This is a genomic window from Rhodococcus sp. KRD162 (assembly GCF_017168335.1).
GTDB lineage: Bacteria > Actinomycetota > Actinomycetes > Mycobacteriales > Mycobacteriaceae > Rhodococcoides.
On the sequence record NZ_JABFAU010000003.1, the window covers coordinates 276,982 to 296,214 of the forward strand.

The 19,233-nt window shown below is 65.1% G+C and carries 15 protein-coding genes; 12 read left to right on the forward strand and 3 right to left on the reverse strand.

The features are described from left to right. The first annotated feature begins 40 nt into the window (after positions 1-40). The 6 genes from purF (at position 41) to purM (ending at position 8,291) form a co-directional block, all read left to right on the forward strand. The gene (purF, locus tag J1M87_RS03720; RefSeq protein WP_206487932.1) at positions 41-1,603 is read left to right on the forward strand and encodes an amidophosphoribosyltransferase; all 1,563 of its coding nucleotides are present in this window, start codon (positions 41-43) and stop codon (positions 1,601-1,603) included. Between the two features lie 140 nt (positions 1,604-1,743). Then, on the forward strand, positions 1,744-3,384 hold the full coding sequence (locus J1M87_RS03725) for an ABC transporter substrate-binding protein (protein WP_374222358.1): 1,641 nt from the start codon (positions 1,744-1,746) through the stop codon (positions 3,382-3,384). A gap of 100 nt (positions 3,385-3,484) precedes the next feature. Further along, a complete protein-coding gene (locus J1M87_RS03730; RefSeq protein WP_206488754.1) occupies positions 3,485-4,480 on the forward strand; it encodes an ABC transporter permease in 996 nt (331 codons plus the stop codon). After that, the gene (locus tag J1M87_RS03735; RefSeq protein ID WP_206487933.1) at positions 4,480-5,448 is read left to right on the forward strand and encodes an ABC transporter permease; all 969 of its coding nucleotides are present in this window, start codon (positions 4,480-4,482) and stop codon (positions 5,446-5,448) included. Before J1M87_RS03730 ends, J1M87_RS03735 begins: the two co-directional genes overlap by 1 nt. Further along, complete coding sequence (locus tag J1M87_RS03740; protein ID WP_206487935.1) at positions 5,445-7,097, forward strand: ABC transporter ATP-binding protein; 1,653 nt, start codon at positions 5,445-5,447, stop codon at positions 7,095-7,097. The genes J1M87_RS03735 and J1M87_RS03740 overlap by 4 nt, the downstream gene beginning before the upstream one ends. A 93-nt stretch (positions 7,098-7,190) precedes the next feature. Then, entirely contained in the window at positions 7,191-8,291 is a 1,101-nt protein-coding gene (purM, locus tag J1M87_RS03745) for a phosphoribosylformylglycinamidine cyclo-ligase (protein ID WP_206487937.1), read from the forward strand. 88 nt (positions 8,292-8,379) lie between these two features. On the opposite strand, the gene J1M87_RS03750 is transcribed toward purM, so the two are convergent. Both J1M87_RS03750 and J1M87_RS03755 read right to left on the reverse strand, forming a co-directional pair. Next, entirely contained in the window at positions 8,380-8,574 is a 195-nt protein-coding gene (locus J1M87_RS03750) for a DUF3073 domain-containing protein (protein ID WP_082073787.1), read from the reverse strand. A 341-nt stretch (positions 8,575-8,915) separates the two neighbouring features. Beyond that, the gene (locus tag J1M87_RS03755; protein WP_206487940.1) at positions 8,916-10,037 is read right to left on the reverse strand and encodes a folate-binding protein YgfZ; all 1,122 of its coding nucleotides are present in this window, start codon (positions 10,035-10,037) and stop codon (positions 8,916-8,918) included. Between the two features lie 110 nt (positions 10,038-10,147). On the opposite strand from J1M87_RS03755, the gene J1M87_RS03760 reads away from it, so the two are divergent. From J1M87_RS03760 to J1M87_RS03785, 6 genes are all read left to right on the forward strand, one after another. Next, entirely contained in the window at positions 10,148-11,446 is a 1,299-nt protein-coding gene (locus J1M87_RS03760) for a dicarboxylate/amino acid:cation symporter (RefSeq protein ID WP_206487942.1), read from the forward strand. Positions 11,447-11,480: 34 nt separating this feature from the next. Further along, positions 11,481-12,347 carry an aminodeoxychorismate lyase gene (locus J1M87_RS03765; protein WP_206487943.1) on the forward strand — a complete coding sequence of 289 codons (867 nt, stop codon included), beginning with the start codon at positions 11,481-11,483 and terminating at the stop codon, positions 12,345-12,347. A gap of 131 nt (positions 12,348-12,478) precedes the next feature. Continuing rightward, on the forward strand, positions 12,479-13,936 hold the full coding sequence (locus tag J1M87_RS03770) for a cytochrome ubiquinol oxidase subunit I (protein WP_206487945.1): 1,458 nt from the start codon (positions 12,479-12,481) through the stop codon (positions 13,934-13,936). A gap of 9 nt (positions 13,937-13,945) precedes the next feature. Continuing rightward, positions 13,946-14,983, forward strand: coding sequence for a cytochrome d ubiquinol oxidase subunit II (gene cydB / locus J1M87_RS03775; RefSeq protein WP_206487947.1), 1,038 nt, complete (start codon positions 13,946-13,948; stop codon positions 14,981-14,983). Continuing rightward, positions 14,980-16,680: a thiol reductant ABC exporter subunit CydD gene (gene cydD, locus J1M87_RS03780; protein WP_206487949.1), complete on the forward strand. Its 1,701-nt coding sequence runs from the start codon at positions 14,980-14,982 to the stop codon at positions 16,678-16,680. Before cydB ends, cydD begins: the two co-directional genes overlap by 4 nt. Beyond that, positions 16,673-18,283: an ATP-binding cassette domain-containing protein gene (locus J1M87_RS03785; protein WP_206487951.1), complete on the forward strand. Its 1,611-nt coding sequence runs from the start codon at positions 16,673-16,675 to the stop codon at positions 18,281-18,283. The genes cydD and J1M87_RS03785 overlap by 8 nt, the downstream gene beginning before the upstream one ends. A 208-nt stretch (positions 18,284-18,491) precedes the next feature. Here the strand turns inward: J1M87_RS03785 and J1M87_RS03790 are convergent, their stop codons facing one another. Then, complete coding sequence (locus J1M87_RS03790) at positions 18,492-19,133, reverse strand: FABP family protein (RefSeq protein ID WP_206488755.1); 642 nt, start codon at positions 19,131-19,133, stop codon at positions 18,492-18,494. Between the last annotated feature and the right edge of the window lie 100 nt (positions 19,134-19,233).

Below are 19,233 nucleotides of genomic sequence, written 5' to 3' on the forward strand. Positions count from 1 at the left end.
GGCGCGGCCCCCCGCCCCGTCCCCCAAGGGAGCAATGCCCGTGACCAACGCCGATTTGTCGGTCGACAGTCCGAATCTTCTGCTAGGCACACCCCTCGACGAACCCGAGACCGAGCCACGCGAAGAATGTGGAGTGTTCGGAGTCTGGGCACCGGGCGAGGATGTGGCCAAACTCTCGTATTACGGCCTGTATGCACTGCAGCACCGCGGCCAGGAAGCAGCCGGAATCGCGGTGTCCGACGGTTCCCAGGTGCTGGTGTTCAAGGACCTCGGCCTCGTCAGTCAGGTGTTCGACGAGCAGACGCTCGGAGCGATGCCCGGGCACGTGGCCATCGGGCACTGCCGCTACTCCACCAGCGGTTCGGTGACGTGGGAGAACGCGCAGCCGATCTTCCGCACCACACCTGCGGGTACCGGGATTGCGCTCGGCCACAACGGAAATCTCGTGAATTTCGCGGAGCTCGCCACCAAGGCCCGCGAGGCGGGCCTGATCAGCGATCGGCTGCAGGGAAATGGCACCTCGGATTCCGATGTGGTGACGGCGCTGATGGCGCACAAGGCGGCCGATTGCACCGTCGAGCAGGCGGCGATGGAGTTGCTGCCGCAGCTCAAAGGTGCGTTCTGTTTGACGTTCATGGACGAGCACACCCTGTACGCGGCGCGTGATCCGCACGGCGTTCGGCCGCTGTGCCTCGGCCGCCTCGACCGCGGTTGGGTGGTCGCCAGCGAAACCGCTGCCCTCGACATCGTCGGTGCTGCGTTCGTCCGCGATATCGAGCCCGGTGAGCTGCTGGCGATCGATGCCGATGGCGTTCGCTCCTCACGTTTCGCCGCACCCGAGCCCAAGGGGTGCGTCTTCGAGTACGTGTATCTGGCCCGGCCCGACAGTGTGATCGCGGGGCGTTCGGTGCACTCCACTCGCGTCGAGATCGGACGACGCCTCGCGAAGGAACATCCGGCCGAGGGCGATCTGGTGATTCCGGTGCCCGAGAGCGGAACTCCGGCAGCGGTCGGTTTCGCCCAGGGGTCCGGTATTCCTTACGGCCAGGGGCTGATGAAGAACGCGTACGTGGGCCGCACGTTCATTCAACCGTCACAGACCATCCGCCAGCTCGGCATCCGGCTCAAGCTCAATCCTCTCAAAGAGGTCATTCGGGGCAAAAGGCTGGTGGTGGTGGACGATTCGATCGTCCGCGGCAACACTCAGCGCGCGCTGATCCGGATGCTGCGAGAAGCGGGCGCACTCGAGATTCACGTACGCATCGCCTCCCCGCCGGTGCGCTGGCCGTGCTTCTACGGCATCGACTTCGCTTCTCCCGCAGAGCTGATCGCCAACGGCGTCGAATCCGAGGACGGCATTCTCGAGGGCGTTCGGCAGGCGATCGGTGCCGATTCGTTGGGGTACATCTCCATCGACGGCATGATCGCGGCGTCGGAACAGCCCGAATCGCGGCTGTGCGCAGCGTGTTTCACCGGCAAGTACCCCATCGATCTGCCTGCCGACAACGCGCTCGGCAAACACGTTCTCGAGGGCCTGCTGGCCTCGGCGGCCGGGCAGCCTGTGGACAACGACGCGAACGTGAGCGCTCTCAGTCGTCCCTGAGCTGGGTTTTTCCGATACGGAACAGCGGGGTTTTCTCAATGCCACATATTCGAAACAGTCCATCGGTACTGTCCCGAGTTACATAGGACACACCGAATTGGATAGAGGCTCAGATGACCCTGTCGCCCGACGACGGACGCATGCAGCGCTACAGCGCCGCATCGAGGACAGCCGCGCGTAAGCACGGCAAGAAGACCGCTGCAGTGGCAGCACTGTCGGTACTTGCACTGACCGCCGCAGCCTGCGGTTCGGGACGCACCGACGCCGGTGGATCCGGCGACAGCGGCGGCGAGACCATCACGGTCGGTACCACCGACCAGGTGACCTCGCTGGATCCGGCGGGCTCGTACGACAACGGCTCGTTCATGCTGATGAATCAGGTTTATCCCTTCCTGATGAACTTCGCGCCGGGCAGCTCCGAGCTCGAGCCCGATATCGCCGAGAGCTGCGATTTCGCGGAGCCGACCGTGTACAAGTGCACGCTCAAAGATGATCTGAAATTCGCGAACGGCAACCCGTTGACGAGCGAGAGCGTGAAGTTCTCCTTCGATCGCGTGGTGGCCATCAACGATCCCAACGGGCCCGCATCGCTGTTGACGAACCTCGACAGCGTCGCCACACCGGACGAGAAGACCGTCGAGTTCACCCTGAAGTCCGCCAACGACCAGACCTTCCCGCAGATTCTCGCTACTCCGGCAGGGCCGATCGTCGACCAGACCGTGTTCCCGGCGGACAAGGTCCTCGACGACGACGCCATCGTGGCGGCTACTCCGTTCGCCGGTCCGTACTCGATCTCGAGTTACGCCAAGAACTCCCTTGTCAGTTTCACCGCGAACGGTGACTACAACGGCATCCTCGGAACGCCGAAGACCTCATCGATCAACGCGAAGTACTACACCAGCTCGGACAATCTCAAGCTGGACGTGCAGAACAAGGCGATCGACGTCGCCTGGCGTTCGCTGACGCCGACCGATATCGAATCTCTCGGCGGCGTCGACGGTCTGACGGTGCACGAGGGCCCCGGCGGCGAAACGCGCTACATGGTCTTCAACTTGGACACGATGCCCGGCAACACTCCCGAGCAGAAGTTGGCCGTCCGCAAGGCGATTGCGTCCTCGGTGGATCGTCAGGCGCTGTCGGACGGTGTGTACAAGGGCACCTACACTCCGCTCTACTCCGTGGTTCCCACCGGCCTAGCCGGCGCGAACACCGCGTACGGCGATGTGTACGGCACGACGCCCAACCGCGACGAGGCAGCAGGTTTCCTCTCTGCAGCAGGTGTCGCCACCCCGGTTCAGGTCAACCTGCAGTACAACCCGGACCACTACGGTTCGAGCTCGAGCGAGGAATACGCCGCGATCAAGAACCAGCTCGACTCGACCGGCCTGTTCGATGTGAACCTGCAGTCCACCGAATGGAGCACGTACACCAAGGAACGCGTCGCCGACGCATACCCGGTGTACCAGCTCGGTTGGTTCCCGGACTACCCCGATGCGGACAACTACCTGACGCCGTTCTTCGCGCCGGACAACTTCCTGCAGTCGCACTTCGAGAGCCCGGAGATCACCTCACTCCTCGATCTCGAGCGCACCACCGCGGACGAGAATGCTCGGATGCAGATCATCGGACAGATCCAGAACGAACTCGCGACGAACTTCCTGCCGACCCTTCCGCTGTTGGAAGGCAAGCAGATCGCCGTGGCCACCGACTCGATCAGTGGTGTGGACGAGACCCTCGACGCCTCGTTCAAGTTCCGGTTCGTCACGCTCGCCAAGAGCTGAACCGGTGCCCACTACCGACAGCACCACGGTAGCGGGCGAGAAGCACGCACAGCAGGCGAGCGCGCCGTCCCGATACGGCGCGCTCGCCCGCTATCTCGGAATCAGGTTTCTGCTGATCATCCCGACTGCTTGGATTCTCGTCACCGTCGTCTTCTTTCTCATGCGGGTGATCGGTGATCCGATCACCGCCGCTCTCGGCGGCCGTTTGCCCGCCGAACAGATTGCCCAGCGCAAGGCAGAGGCCGGCTACGATCGGCCGATTCTGACCCAGTACTGGGAATACCTGACCGGTTTGCTGCGCGGCGACTTCGGCCGGTCCGCCACCGACAACCGAGCGATCAGCGATGTATTGCTCGTCAACGGGGCCGCCACGTTGGAGCTGGCCTTCTGGGCCTTGCTGGTCGCGTTCGCGGTCGGAATCCCGCTCGGCTTCTTCGCCGCGACCCATCGCGATCGATTCGGAGACGCCTCGCTGCGGATCTTCGCGATCCTGGCGTACGCCGCCCCGGTGTTCTTCGTCGGCATGCTGCTCAAGTTGCTGTTCGCGGTCAAGCTCGGCTGGTTGCCCGTCGCCGGTCGAGCCAGCACCAATGTCGAACTGGCACTGCAGAACGTCTCGCCCAAGACCAACATTCTGATAGTCGATTCCTTCCTCTACGGGGACACCGGCTACACCATCGATGTACTCGAACACGCCGTGTTACCCGCCCTGGCGCTCGGCCTGCTCACCGCCGGTGTCTTCCTGAGGCTGGTGCGCGTCAACCTGATTCAGACGTTGCAGGCACCGTTCGTCGATGCTGCACGTGCTCGCGGACTCGGCGACGGCACCGTGACGCGCCGCCATGCGTTCCGCAACGCGATGATTCCCATCGTCACCGTCATCGGCCTGCAGATAGCCGTACTACTGGGAGGTGCGGTCCTCACCGAGACGACCTTCGAGTGGCAGGGGTTGGGATACGAACTCGCCCGTTACCTGCAGGCCCGCGATTTCGTTGCGGTGCAGGGCATCGTGACGTTCCTGGCCGTGGTGGTTGCAGTGGTGAGCTTCTTCACCGACGCGATCGTCGCCCTCATCGACCCGAGAGTGAGGTTCTGATGACCACCGAAGTAGTGCTGTCGGAAGAACCTGCCGCCCGTCCGCATCGTCGAGGATTTCCCGGCGTCGCGTTCGTCAAGTCCACCTCCGGGTTGCAGCGCGTCACGCTGCTCGTCGGCCTGGCCCTGATGGTGGTGTTCGTGATCGCCGCGGTGTTCGCTCCGCTGCTCGCACCGTACGGGTTCTCGCAGACCAGCGATGCCGGTCAGGCTTTCGCACGGCAGGCGGCTCCGTCCGCCGAACACTGGTTCGGCACATCGGTTCGCGGCGAGGACGTCTTCTCACGCGTGATCTACGGCGCGAGAACAGCATTGATGGTGATCGCGTCCTCCTTGCTGCTCTCGCTGATCATCGGTGTGCCACTCGGGTTGGCCTCGGGTTATATCGGCCGCTGGTTCGACAGAGTGCTGGTGCTCTTCATGGACGCGATGTACGCGTTTCCGTCTCTGCTTCTCGCGGTGGTCATCTCGATCGTCGTCGCGGGCGGACAGTCGTCGAGCTTCGGCGGTATCGCATCCGCGGCCATCGCGATCACGGCGATCTTCGTCCCGCAGTACTTCCGTGTCGTACGCAACGCCACGGTTGCGATCAAGACCGAACCGTACGTCGACGCCGCCCGGGTGACCGGGGCAGGCACTCCTCGAATACTGTTCCGCCACATCCTCGCCAACGTGGTGCAGACGCTGCCGGTCATCATCACCCTCAACGGTGCAGAGGCCATTCTCACGCTGGCCGGACTCGGCTTCCTCGGCTTCGGTATCGAACCCACCTCGGCCTCGGAATGGGGATACGACATCAACAAGGCCCTGCCCGATATCTCCAACGGCATCTGGTGGACGTCGGTGTTCCCGGGCCTGGGCATCGTACTGGTGGTGCTCGGTCTGACCATGGTCGGTGAAAGTGCAAGCGAGACACTCAATCCGCTGCTGCGCACCCGCAAGAAGTTCAAGAAGGCGGTGAAGGTATGACCACGAGCGTCGCGGCGTCGCACGAGAACGCACCCGGGGAGTCCGCTCTGTCGGTGAAGAAGCTGTCCGTCACGTTCCTCACCGACGCGGGTGAGGTCGATGCCGTCTCCGAGGTCTCGTTCGAGGTGTACCCAGGCGAGGTGCTCGCGGTGGTGGGCGAATCCGGATCGGGTAAATCGGTCAGCGTCCGTTCGGCCATCGGGCTGCTGCCCGACACGGCCCGCGTCGAAGGGCACGTGATACTCGGCGGGCAGGACGTGACAACGCTGAGCAGCAAGGCCTGGGCGCAGATGCGCGGCAACAAGATCTCGATGGTGTTCCAGGAACCGGGTAGCGCCCTCGACCCGTTGTTCACCATCGGGTATCAGATCGTCGAAGCGTTGCGGGCGCATCCGGGCAGCGACGGAAAGCGGATGAACAGCAAGGACGCGAAGGCACGTGCCGTCGAGTTGTTGACGATGGTGGGATTGCCCAGCCCCGAGCAACGCTTCTCGTACTACCCGCACGAACTGTCGGGTGGCCAGAAGCAACGCGTCATGATCGCCATCGCCATCTCGTGCGAGGCGAAGGTCATCATCGCCGACGAGCCGACCACAGCACTCGACGTCACTGTGCAGGCCGAAATCCTCGAACTGCTACGCGATCTCAAGGATCGGCTGGGCTGCGCCATCGTGCTCATCACCCACAGCATGGGTGTGGTGTCCGATCTGGCGGACCGCGTCGTCGTGATGCAGAACGGCCGCGTCGTGGAGGAAGCCCCCGTGGCGCAACTGTTCGACGCACCAGCCGACGAATACACCAAGAAGCTGCTCGCCGCCGTGCCTACTCTCGCCGCGGTGGAGTCCGACAAGACCGTCGACACCTCGGGCGAGCCGGTACTCGACGTCTCGCATCTGGTGGTGCAGTTCTCCGGCGGTGTCGGCTCACCGGCGTTCCGCGCGGTCGACGATGTCTCACTGACCATCCACCGCGGGGAAACCCTCGGCCTGGTGGGCGAATCCGGCTCGGGCAAGTCGACGATCGGCCGATGTGTGGCCGCCCTGCAGAAGCCGACCGATGGAACCGTGACGGTGATGGGACGCAACATTGCCGGCATGAGCGAACGCAAGCTCAAGCCGTTGCGCAAGCGATTCGGTTTCGTCTTCCAGGACCCGTCGGCGTCGTTGAACCCCCGGCTGACCGTCGGACAGTGCATTGCCGAGCCGATGATCGTGCACAAGTACGGCTCCGCGGATGCGATCGCGGCCAGGACGACCGAACTGCTCGACGCCGTCCAACTGCCGTCCGGCACCGACAAGCGCTACCCACACGAGTTGTCCGGTGGTCAGCGACAACGGGTCAGCCTGGCGCGCGCACTGGTGTTGGGCCCGGATCTGGTGGTCGCAGACGAGCCGACCAGTGCACTCGACGTATCGGTCCAGGCAGCCGTCCTGGACCTGTTCGAGGACTTGCAACAGGAATTCGGCTTCGCGTGCCTGTTCATCAGTCACGATCTCGCGGTGGTCGATCGCGTCGCGCACCGCGTGGTGGTGCTCCGTGACGGGGGAGTCGTCGAGGTGGGAACCCCGTGGAAGATTCTGCGATCCCCCGAAGCGGACTACACCAAGAAGTTGTTGGCGGCGATTCCGGGCAAGCGCCTGCACACGTGAATTCTTCTCGTCACCGGGCACTCCGGTACCGTTAGGGCGCTATCTGCGCCTGAAACGGGCGCTGACATGAACGAGTACACAGGCTGGAGCCGAATGACCGAGGAATCCCAACCCACGAGCGCAACTCACTCGGGCGGTGCCTCCTATGCGGCGGCCGGGGTCGACATCGCCGCAGGAGATCGAGCAGTGCAGCTGTTCGCGCCGCTCGCCAAGAAGGCCAGCAGGCCCGAGGTCATGGGCGGTCTCGGTGGTTTCGCCGGTCTCTTCGCGCTCAAGGGCGACTACCGCGAGCCCGTCCTGGCCGCGTCCACCGACGGCGTCGGCACCAAGGTCGCGGTGGCACAGGCCCTCGGCAAGCACGACACCCTCGGCCTCGACCTGGTGGCGATGGTCGTCGACGATCTCGTGGTCTGCGGAGCCGAGCCACTGTTCCTGCAGGACTACATCGCTGTGGGGCGGGTGGTTCCCGAGCAGGTCGCCGAACTGGTCAAGGGGATAGCGGAAGGCTGCGTCATCGCCGGCTGCGCGCTGCTCGGCGGCGAGACTGCCGAGCACCCGGGGCTGATGGCCGACGGCGACTACGATCTCTCGGCCACCGGCATCGGCGTCGTCGAGGCCGATTCGATCCTCGGCCCCGAGCGGGTGCGTCCCGGCGACGTCGTCATCGGCATGGGATCGTCCGGCCTGCACTCCAATGGCTACTCCCTCGCTCGCAAGGTGCTGCTCGAGATCAACCACATGGATCTCGGTGGACACGTCGAGGAATTCGGCCGCACCCTCGGTGAGGAACTGCTCGAACCCACCAAGATCTACGCCAAGGATTGCCTCGCCCTCGCCGCCGAGACCGATGTGCGCACGTTCTGCCACGTCACGGGCGGGGGTCTGGCCAACAACCTCTCCCGGGTCATGCCGGAAGGGTTGGTAGCCGAACTGGACCGCACCACGTGGAGCCCGGCCCCGATCTTCTCGCTGATCGCGCAGCGCGGGCGCGTCGAGCGCGCCGAAATGGAGCAGACGTTCAACATGGGCGTCGGCATGGTCGCGATCGTGGCACCCGAGGACGTCGATCGTGCGCTGGCCGTGCTGACGGCACGGCACATCGAGTGCTGGACCCTGGGCACGGTGAAGAAGGCCACCGCCAAGGACGTGGCCGACGAGCGTGCACTGATGCTGGGCAACCACCCGAGGTTCTGATCGGCAAGTTGCCGATCGTCCGAGCACCGGACGAACAAGTGAGGGGGAGCCGCTCAGCGGCTCCCCCTCAGTCGTTCAGTGCACAAAACTAGCGTCGCCAGTCCTCGTACTCGTCTTCCTCGACTCGGGAATGCACGTCCGAGTCAGAGTGGATGCCACGATGGGAGTTGGACGAACCACCGGAGAGTTCTCTCTGCAGACTCTCCAAGTCCGTTGTCGGCGAGCTGTACTTGAGCTCACGAGCGACTTTTGTCTGCTTTGCCTTAGCCCTACCTCGGCCCATGGCGGTGCCCCCTCGCGGACTTGCGGGGCGGCCTGGGGAAATTTGGCGGCCCCGTTAGAGTTGGTATTTCTTCCTGGCACACACTCTAGCGCGCGAATCGCCGCGATGCGCAGACGGCGCCACGTGTTGGCGGCGGGCACGCCCACTCGACACGCCCGGAGTTGGGGCCTGCGCCGCCTGTACCTGCGCATTTCCGTGCACAAGCAAACTATTTTTGTGCCGCGACACGAAAATCTACGTGCTGCGCGTCATGGTCTCCGTCGGGATTCGATGTGTCGCTGCCGCCTCGCGGCCCATCGAAGGTGCCGAACACCGACGCACCCGGCGACAGCTGTCCACGCTCATCGGCCGCGCAGGCGGTCCACCGCAGCGCGACCGGCCTGGACGTCGTCGTACGACGGGATCGAATCAGGATCGATCGACGCGGCACACGGACCGGCCTCGAGGGCGGTGTCGGCCGGAACGGTCCGCTTGAGCAGAGCCAACGCGATCGGGCCCAGCTCGAAGTGATCGATCACAGTGCCCAGCCGACCCACCGAGCGCCCGCCTGCGGTCACCGGATCCCCGGTGCTGGGACGGCCGTCGGCAGAACCGTCCAGATGCAGCAGCACCAGGTGCCGGGGCGGGCGGCCCAGATTGTGTACGCGGGAGACCGTCTCCTGGCCGCGGTAGCAGCCCTTCTCCAGATGGACAGCGCCGAACTCGGCGGCGCTGCCGATCCAGCGAACCTCGTGCGGAATGGTCTTCTCGTCGGTGTCCACGCCCACGCGCGGACGCAACGATTCCACCCGCAACGCATCGAACGCCCAGGTTCCGGCCGAGGTGGCCCCGGAATCACGCAGGTGCAGGAACCAGTGGCTCAGGTTTGCGCGGGGAATCACCACGTCGTACGAGTTCTTGCCCGGCCAGGGCATCCGTCGAACGAAACCGCCGCCATCGACCGGCGACGCACCGTAGATCTCGCCCGGAACCGGCAGCCCGGCCTTCGCGAGTACCGCCGCCGCGTCGGAACCGAGGACGGTGAGAACGGCGAGTTCGTCGGCCTGACGGGGTTCGGCCTTGGCCCAGAACACCATCTTCTTCAGGAACGAGAGCAGATCCGGTCCGGCAGCGCGCTCGGTGTCGATGTACGTGACGCCGGCCAGATCGGTCTGGACGAAGTGATGCTCGATGCGGCCGTTGACGTCCAGACTCAAGTTCTCCGCCGAGCTGCTGTCGGGCAGGTCCGAGACGAGTTGGCTCGAAATCGTGTTCAACCAACTCAGGCGTTCGTCTCCGCTGATGGCCAGCACGAAACGGTGGGATCGATCGATGACAGCAGCACCGCTGACCGCATCGCGTTGCTCGGCGAACGGATTGCCGTAGTGCCAGGCCACCCCGGCATCGACGGTGTCGTCGGGGGAGGGCACTGCGCCGGGGAGTGTCAGAAGTGGGCTCGGGCTGATCGTGACTGTGTCGGACACATCTCCATACTAGGAGCCCGTCGGCGCGGCAACTCGGTGACCGGTCGCGTTACACCCCCGAAACGGCGACGACACAGCGGCGCGAACACACGGACCTAGCGTGTCGACCCATGAAGAAACTGGCGCATCCGGCCGCGCAGATCGGCCTCGCCGCGATCGGCGGCATCGTATTCGGGCTGGTGGTCGGCGAGTGGGCCGCAAACCTGAAGTTCATCGGCGATCTGTTCATCAGACTGATCCAGATGTCGATCGTGCCGCTGGTGATGGCCTCGGTGATCGTCGCCACCGGATCGATGGCCGGGGCGGGAACAGGGAAGATCGCCTTCCGCACCTTCAAATGGATGATCGGGTTCTCGGTCGTCGCGGCAGTACTGGCCTGGGTGCTGAGCAGCATCATCAGGCCGGGCGCGGGCATGGTGTTCACCCAGCAGCTCGATCCCTCGCTGGAGGAATCGGCGAAGGAGACACTCGGCTGGCAGGACACGCTGCTCAACTTCGTCAGCACCAACGTCTTCGACGCCATGTCGACGGCGACGATGGTGCCGATCATCGTCTTCTCGTTGCTCTTCGGCATCGCGCTGCGCAGTCACATCACCAAGACCGGCAACACCCAGGTGCTCTCGTTCATGGACCAGATTCAGCAGATCGTCCTGACGATGATCCGCCTCGTCATGGTCATCGCCCCGGTCGGTGTGTTCTGCCTGCTCGCCGCGCTCGCCGGTGATGTCGGCTTCTCCGTGGTGTCCACCGCGCTGAGCTACCTCGGTACGACACTGCTCGGGGTGTTGATTCTGTTCGCGCTCTTCGTCGTGGTCGTGACGATGCGGACTCGATTGAGCCCGTGGAAGCTGCCGAGCAAACTCACCGAACAGACGGCTGTCGCGGTGACGACCACGAGCTCGGCCGTCACGTTCCCCACGGTGCTACGCAACACCGTCGAGAAGGTCGGCGTCAGTCAGAAGGTCGCCAACTTCACGTTGTCGATCGGGCTGACGATGGGCTCGTACGGTGCCGTTCTCAACTACATGATCGTGGTGATGTTCCTCGCGCAGGCGGGCAACATCGATCTGAGCCTCGGACAGATCGTGCTGGGCATGGGCCTGGCGGTGCTGCTCAACATGGGCACCATCACCGTGCCCGGCGGATTCCCCGTCGTCGCGATGTTCCTCGCGACCTCGCTGGACCTTCCCTTCGCGGCCGTCGGCCTGCTGATTGCGGTGGATTGGTTCGCCGGGATCTTCCGTACCTTCCTCAACGTGAACGGAGACACGTTCGTCGCGATGCTCGTCGCCGAGCCCGACGGCGAGATCGACCGCGAGGTCTACAACGGCACCAAGGTCGTCGTCGCCGAGGATCTCGACCTCGATGAGCACGCCGCCGCGATGGCAACGGCCGACCGAGCGGATTGATCGATCGCGCCCGCTGCCCTCTAGTGTGACGTTCATGTCGGAGTCGGTAGTGGTGACGTTGGACGGCCGAGTGCACGACGCGAATCGGCCGTTGCTGTTCGCCGACGATCTGGCTGTGGTGCGCGGCGACGGGGTGTTCGAGACGCTGCTCGTGCGCGGCGGCGCGGCCTGTGCAGTCGAGTTGCATCTGGCCCGGCTGGCAGCGTCCGCGACGGCACTGGACCTGCCCGAGCCCGATCTCGAGCAGTGGCGCACCGTCGTCGAACGGTCCGTCGGTCTGTGGGCGCGACAGTCCGAGGACGAGGCGGTGCTCAGATTGGTACTCAGCCGCGGACGCGAGGGCGGCGGCGGCCCGACGGCGTACGTGACGGTGGGGCCCTTGCCCGCACGGGTGCGCGCCGCCCGCACGAACGGGGTGTCCGTGATCACCCTCGATCGAGGGTATTCGGTGGACTTCTCCGCGGGTGCGCCGTGGCAGCTCGCCGGGGCCAAGACGTTGTCGTATGCGACCAATATGGCCGCGCTGCGTCACGCCGCAGCCCAGGGTGCCGACGACGTGATCTATCTCAGTAGCGAGGGGCGTGTGCTCGAAGGTCCGCGCTCGACGGTGGTGCTCGCGCGCGGTAAGACTCTGGTCACACCATCGGCCGAACAGGGCATTCTGGCCGGCACCACGGTCGCGGGATTGTTCTCGGTGGCCGAGTCCTCTGGTTGGACGTGTGAGCGCGGCCACCTGTATCCGGCGGATCTCGTTGCGGCAGATGGTGTCTGGCTCGTCTCGAGCGTCACCCTCGCGGCTCGGGTCACGGCGATGAACGGCGTCGCTCTCGGCGCGCGAGGTCTTGTCGACGAGGTTCGAGCGATGGTCGATGCGGCCGTGGAGACGGTCGAAACTCGGTAGGGGACCAACGACCCTGCCGAAAGACTCTTCCCTACTACTACTTGTAGTAGTACTGTCGAATTCGTCGAGGGCCAATGTCCTGACCTGCGGTGTTGCCCGTCACAGTACGGGCGGAAGAGTTCGGAGTACTGATGGACGCGTTGGATGTCTCGCGGTGGCAGTTCGGTATCACCACCGTCTACCACTTCATTCTCGTACCTCTCACCATCGGCCTCGCGCCGATGGTGGCCGCCATGCAGACCATGTGGGTGATCACCGGCAAGGACTCCTGGTACCGACTCACCAAGTTCTTCGGCAAGCTCTTCCTCATCAACTTCGCCCTCGGCGTCGCGACCGGGATCGTGCAGGAGTTCCAGTTCGGAATGAACTGGAGTGAGTACTCGCGGTTCGTCGGCGACGTGTTCGGCGCTCCCCTCGCGCTCGAAGGTCTGCTGGCGTTCTTCCTCGAGTCCACCTTCCTCGGCCTGTGGATCTTCGGGTGGAGCAGGCTCCCCAAACTCGTTCACCTGGCCACCATCTGGCTCGTCGCCATCGGCGTCAACGCCTCGGCCTACTTCATCATCGCGGCCAACTCCTGGATGCAACATCCCGTCGGCGCGATCTACAACGAGGAGACCGGCCGAGCCGAACTGACCGACATCTGGGCACTGCTCACCAACAACACTGCGTTGGCGGCCTTCCCGCATGCCGTCTCCGGGGCATTCCTCACCGCCGGGACCTTCGTCGCCGGAGTCTCCGGCTGGTGGATGGTCCGCGAAGCTCGTCGCACACGTAACTCCGACTCGCTCCCGATGTTCAGATCGGCAGCGCGGATGTCCTTCGTTGTCATGATCGTCGCGGGCGGCGCACTCGCCCTCACCGGCGACGTGCAGGGAAAGCTCATGTTCGAGCAGCAGCCGATGAAGATGGCCTCCGCAGAATCGTTGTGCGACACGGAGACCGGTGCCAGCTTCTCACTGCTGACCGTCGGGACGCACAACAACTGCGAATCGGTGGTCCACCTCATCTCGATTCCCGGACTCACCTCGTTCCTGGCGGAGAACGACTTCGGTGCCACCGTGCAAGGGGTCAACCAGCTGCAGGATCAGTACGAACAGCGATTCGGCCCGGGCAACTACAAACCGAATCTGTTCGTCACCTACTGGGCCTTCCGGATGATGATCGGACTGGCCGCAGGGTCTGCGTTGCTCGCCATCGCAGGTCTGTGGGTCACCCGAGGCGGTCGTGTCCCCGACCAGAAGTGGTTCTCGTGGTTGTCGATCCTGGCCATTCCGACGCCATTCCTGGCCAACAGTGCGGGCTGGATCTTCACCGAAATGGGCAGGCAGCCTTGGGTTGTCGCACCGAACCTCTCGGGAGTCGATCAGATCCGGCTCACCGTCGATCAGGGCGTGTCGGACCATCCCGTCGGCCTCGTGGTCGCCTCGCTGGTGACGTTCACGCTGCTCTACGCCGCGCTCGGCGGTGTCTGGTTCTATCTGATCCGACGCTATGTGGTCGAAGGACCTCTCGAACACGACGCGCATCCGCACGTCGACCCGCCGGAATCGGAAGACGATGAGCCCAAACAACTCTCGTTCGCGTACTAGGGGATAGTCATGTCATTGCCCGAATTCTGGTTCCTCGCCATCGCGTTCTTCTTCGTGGGCTATTTCGTGCTCGAAGGCTTCGACTTCGGTGTCGGGATGCTCATGCCCATCCTGGGCCGGCACCCCGATGCGGCGACGGGGGAGAGGCGCAGGCGGACCGTCCTGAACACGATCGGACCCGTCTGGGACGGCAACGAGGTATGGCTCATCACCGCGGGCGGGGCGCTGTTCGCGGCCTTCCCCGAGTGGTACGCCACGTTGTTCTCGGGCTTCTACCTGCCGCTGCTGCTCATCCTGGTGGCGCTGATCCTGCGCATCTGTGCCATCGAATGGCGCGGAAAGATCGACGATCCGGTGTGGCGTCGACGCTGCGATCTCGGCATCGGCATCGGCTCGTGGGTTCCCGCCGTGCTGTGGGGGGTCGCATTCGCCAATATCGTGCGCGGTGTCGCCATCGACGAGAACAAGAAGGTCACCGCGGGATTGCTCGACCTGCTCAATCCCTATGCGCTGCTCGGCGGAGCCACCATGGCGTTGGTGTTCGCCCTGCACGGCGCAGTGTTCATCGCGCTCAAGACCGCAGGCGATGTGCACGAGGACTCGGTGAAGATCGCAACGCGACTGTCGATTCCGGCGGTTCTCGTCGGTGGAGCCTTTGCGCTGTGGACGCAACTCGCGTACGGGAAGACCTGGACGTGGGCTCTGGTCGCCGTGGCTGCGGTCGCCCTGCTTCTCGTGGTCGCTCTCACCGCGAAGGTGCGCGAGGGCTGGGCATTCGTGTTCACCAGCATTGCCGTCGTCGCTGTCGTGGTGCTGTTGTTCGCATCGCTGTTCCCCAACGTGATGCCGTCCACGACGGACGCCGCCTTCGACCTCACCATCGCGAACGCCTCCTCCAGTGCGTACACCTTGAAGGTGATGACCTGGGCTGCGGCACTGGCGGCTCCCGTGGTCATCGGCTACCAGGCCTGGACGTACTGGGTGTTCCGGCAACGTATCTCGAGCGCCCAGATTCCCGACTCGATCGGACTGACGGTGAAATCGTGACCGCCCCCGCTGCGCCGCGCACGCGGGCGAAGGGGCCGATCGATCCTCGGCTGTGGAAGTACTCTCGCTCGGCCCGTGGCTACCTGATCGTCACGGTGGCGTTGTCCATCGTCGTCACCGCGTGCATCATCATCGGTGCACTGGCGATCGGACGCGTCCTGGCGGGAGTGATCACCGACCCCTCGGTGAGGGCACTGTCCGCCTGGACGACGGAATGGGCGGTGTTGGTAGGGGTCACCGTGATTCGCGTGCTCGCGGCCGGGGCCCAGTCGAGGTATGCGCATCGGTCGGCGTCACGCGTCGTGGCCGAGCTGGAGGTCGAAGTCCTCACGGCGGCATCTCGTTTCGAACCACGCGAGCTCGACGCCGAACGCGAGGAGCTCAACGTCGTGGTCACCCGCGCCATCGGCGGGCTACGGGCGTACCTGACCGGGTATCTGCCTGCGCTCGTGCTGGCCGTCACCGTCACCCCACTGGTGTTGGTCGTCATCGTCACCCAGGACGTGACATCGGCGGTCATCATCGCGGTGACGCTGCCGCTCATCCCGATCTTCATGATCCTGATCGGGTTGCTCACTCAGGGCCGAGCGAAGGCGACGCTCACCACGATGACCCGACTTTCCGCGCAGCTGCTCGATCTCCTGGCCGGCCTGCCGACACTGCGCGCACTGGGCCGCGAACGAGGACCCGCCACACGCATCCGCGCACTGGGCGAGGCCCACCGACGAACGACCATGCGCGCGTTGAAGGTCGCCTTTCTCTCGTCGATGGTGCTCGAACTGCTCGCCACCCTGTGTGTAGCACTGGTCGCCGTTGCGATCGGGCTGCGGCTGGTGTTCGGGGAAATGACGCTCGAAGCAGGAATCATCGCGTTGATCCTCGCCCCCGAGGTGTACCTGCCGCTGCGGGCCGTCGGCACCCAGTTCCACGCGGCGCAGGACGGTGTCGAGGCCGCAGACCGAGCGTTCTCGGTGCTGGACCGGCGCACGGTGCCGCCGAGCCACGGCCGAACCGTCGACGCCTCGTCCGCGGACATAGAACTCGACGCGCTCACCGTCGCGAGTCGGGACGGGGCCGCTCCGGCGGGGCTGACTGCCCGCTGCCGAGCGGGCACCGTCACGGTTCTGACCGGAGCGAACGGCTCGGGTAAATCGACAGCACTGCATGCCATTCTGGGATTGACGACCCCCTTGGAAGGGGGTGTGCGCATCGGGGGAGTGCCGGTGGCCGATCTCGACCTCGAACAGTGGTGGGCGCAGGTCGCCTGGCTCCCGCAGCGGCCGGTACTGATCCCTGGCACTGTCTACGAGAACGTGACACTGCACGGGGTACCCGACGCCGACGCGTTGGTCGCAGCCTGCCGGGCCGCTGGATTCGACTCAGTTCTCCGGGACCATCCGCAGGGATGGGACACCCGCGTGGGACAGGGCGGAGTTGGCCTGTCTCTCGGCGAGCTGCAGCGTCTGGCGCTGACCCGAACCTTCGTCTCGAACGCCTCGGTGATGCTGCTCGACGAGCCGACCGCACATCTGGATTCGGCGAGTGAGAAGACAGTGCTGCAGGCCGTTCGCGGTGCCGCAGATCGAGGCGTCACGGTGGTCATGGTCGGGCACCGGCGTTCGGTGCTGCACGCAGGTGACCGCATCGTCGAGGTGTTCGGAACTGCGCCGATGTCGGCGGAGCTCGATCATGTCTGATCTGCGCCGGGCATTGGCCCTGTTGGAGCTCTCGCCGCGACGGATCGCGTCGGCGGTGGCGGCCGGCGTGGCAACCCTCGGCAGCGCACTGGCTCTGGCCGCACTGTCGGCGTGGTTGATCACCCGAGCCTGGCAGATGCCGCCGGTGATGGACCTGACCGTGGCAGTGGTGGCCGTGCGAGCGCTGGGTATCTCCCGCGGCGTATTTCGCTACCTCGAACGATTGACAACGCACGACGCTGCGCTGCGTGGCACGACGGCAGCGCGTACGAGGATCTACGAACAGTTGGCGAGCGGAGACGGTGCACTCGCTCTGCGGCGCGGTGACGTGCTGGCTCGCACCGGGGCGGACGTCGACGTGCTCGGCGACGTCGTCGTCCGCGCGATCGTCCCGATCTGCGTCAGTGTCGTGATGATGCTCGCAGCCGTTGGCCTGATCGCAGGTATCGCGCCCGCGGCCGCGTCGATCCTGGCGGTGTCGTTGCTGATTGCCGGGGTGGGCGCACCGATGCTGGCGGCGCGGTCGGCAAGGCTTGCCGAACAGGCCGGAGCCGACGCGGATGCGCGGTTCGCCGAGGCTGCTGTCCGCACACTCGATCACGCCCCGGAACTGCGCGTTGCCGGTCGATTCGACGACGCACTCGTCCAGGCCCGACGCGCTGCCGAGGATTCGGTGACCGCCCGGGACCGTGCGGCCCGACCGTCGGCTCTGGCCGATGCCGCGTTGCCACTGTCGATCGGAGCGTCGGTGATCGGTTCGCTGCTCGTGGGCATCGGGCTCTACGGACCTGCCGGAGGCACCGCAGGAGCAATGACACCGATGGCGCTCGCGATCATCGTGCTGGTTCCGTTGGCTGCCTTCGAGGCGACTGCCGCACTGCCCGGTGCCGCCATTGCCTTGATGCGTGGGCGCATCGCGGCGACCCGGGTGATGGCCATGCTCGATGCGGCCTCGCCGCACGTGCGGGTCGATCTCGACGGGTCGATCGGTGGGCACAGCGTCCGAGCATTGGACGTGCGGGCACATGCACGTAGCGCACTCATCGGGCCGAGCGGATCGGGGAAGACGACGATGCTGCGTGCACTTGCTCGCGAATTCGGTTCCGATGCAGCGCTGTTCGCCGAGGATGCGCACCTGTTCGACACCTCGATTCTGGAGAATCTGCGCGTGGTGCGCGGCGATGTCGACGAGCAGCAGGCAATCCAGGCACTGCAGCGTGTGGGCCTCGGCCGGTGGCTCGACGCGTTGCCGCTCGGCGTCCACACCACCTTGGTCGGCGGCGCGCAGGCGGTGTCCGGCGGCGAGCGGCGCAGGCTGCTGCTTGCCCGGGCCCTGCTCAGTACCGCGCCGATCGTGCTGCTCGACGAGCCGACCGAGCACCTCGATCGAGTCTCCGGTGAGACGATTCTGCGAGAGCTGCTCACCACGAACGGCGGCCTGTTCGGTGCGGATCGAATCGTGGTGGTCGTCACCCACCAGCTGCCCGAGGACACCGACGCCGACCAGGTGATCGATCTGGGCCGAGACGACGCGAAAAAACCCTTTGCCGACTCGGAATCTCGGGCGTACGTTGACAAGTACACGAGAGAGGAGGTGGTCTGAAGTTGAAGAACTCCAGGACGCGTGAGGTGGCTGTCAGCTAGCCGCTATCGCTGACGGATTCCTGCGAAGACCGCGCGAGCGGCACGGCGAATCCCAGGCAGCTACCCGGCCCCCGAGCCCCCGACCTGTCCGGTCGGGACCTGAAAGCAGGTATGGCTCGGGGGCCGTTCGCATGCGGTGACAGTCCTGCGATGAGAAATTGGGGGCCTCAGCCTATGTAGCGAGACAATCTCGCGGACAGACGCGGTGCGAGCGGGCCGTCGGCGATGACACGTTCTTCCACGTAGGCGAGATCTCCACCTTCGACGATGCCGTAGAGACGCTTTGCACCGCCCACGAGTGCTCCGGAGGTGCTCCGGATGACGACGTCGGTGGCGAGTTCCCAGGACGACTTGGTCAGTGCGTGCCCGTAGTACAGCTCGACGACTCCGGTGCTGTGGGTCAACAGCAGCTCGACGATCTCTTCGTTGTCCGAGCCCTTGACGCCGTGGCCGCCGCTCACCCGCCAGAAGCCGGTTTCGCGGAGATCGGGGTGCGCGTAGTTTCCGTCGGAGTCGAGCCGCCACGAGCGCGACTCCCAGCTCAGATAGCTGCCCCCGTCGTGGGTGATGACGATCTGCTGACCGAAGGGATAGTCGGTGCCGGACTCGGGATCGTGGCCCTCACCCTGGCCGCGCCACACCCCGACGAGAGGCAGCAGAGCCAGCATCGACGGGTGCAGATCGGGGCCGAGTCTGAGGTTGGCCGTGTCGTCGGGGTGCGGAATATCCGGCAGAACCGGGATATTGCGCGCCGACGCGTCGGCGAACTTCTGCTCGGCAGCCGCTATCGCCTCGTCGCCACTGGTGATGGGAGTGGTGTCTCCCTCGTCAGCACCGCCGGGCTGCCCCGCGACCGGATCCGTCACGACTCGTCGTTGACCAGTCGGTAGACGACGTACAGCGAGAACG

Coding starts and splice junctions, on each gene's coding strand:
- J1M87_RS03750 (WP_082073787.1), bottom strand. CDS start 8,574: ATGGGCCGAGGTAGGGCTAAGGCAAAGCAGACAAAAGTCGCTCGTGAG.
- J1M87_RS03770 (WP_206487945.1), top strand. CDS start 12,479: ATGGACGCGTTGGATGTCTCGCGGTGGCAGTTCGGTATCACCACCGTC.
- J1M87_RS03765 (WP_206487943.1), top strand. CDS start 11,481: ATGTCGGAGTCGGTAGTGGTGACGTTGGACGGCCGAGTGCACGACGCG.
- J1M87_RS03740 (WP_206487935.1), top strand. CDS start 5,445: ATGACCACGAGCGTCGCGGCGTCGCACGAGAACGCACCCGGGGAGTCC.
- J1M87_RS03760 (WP_206487942.1), top strand. CDS start 10,148: ATGAAGAAACTGGCGCATCCGGCCGCGCAGATCGGCCTCGCCGCGATC.
- J1M87_RS03725 (WP_374222358.1), top strand. CDS start 1,744: ATGCAGCGCTACAGCGCCGCATCGAGGACAGCCGCGCGTAAGCACGGC.
- J1M87_RS03785 (WP_206487951.1), top strand. CDS start 16,673: ATGTCTGATCTGCGCCGGGCATTGGCCCTGTTGGAGCTCTCGCCGCGA.
- J1M87_RS03735 (WP_206487933.1), top strand. CDS start 4,480: ATGACCACCGAAGTAGTGCTGTCGGAAGAACCTGCCGCCCGTCCGCAT.
- purM (WP_206487937.1), top strand. CDS start 7,191: ATGACCGAGGAATCCCAACCCACGAGCGCAACTCACTCGGGCGGTGCC.
- cydB (WP_206487947.1), top strand. CDS start 13,946: ATGTCATTGCCCGAATTCTGGTTCCTCGCCATCGCGTTCTTCTTCGTG.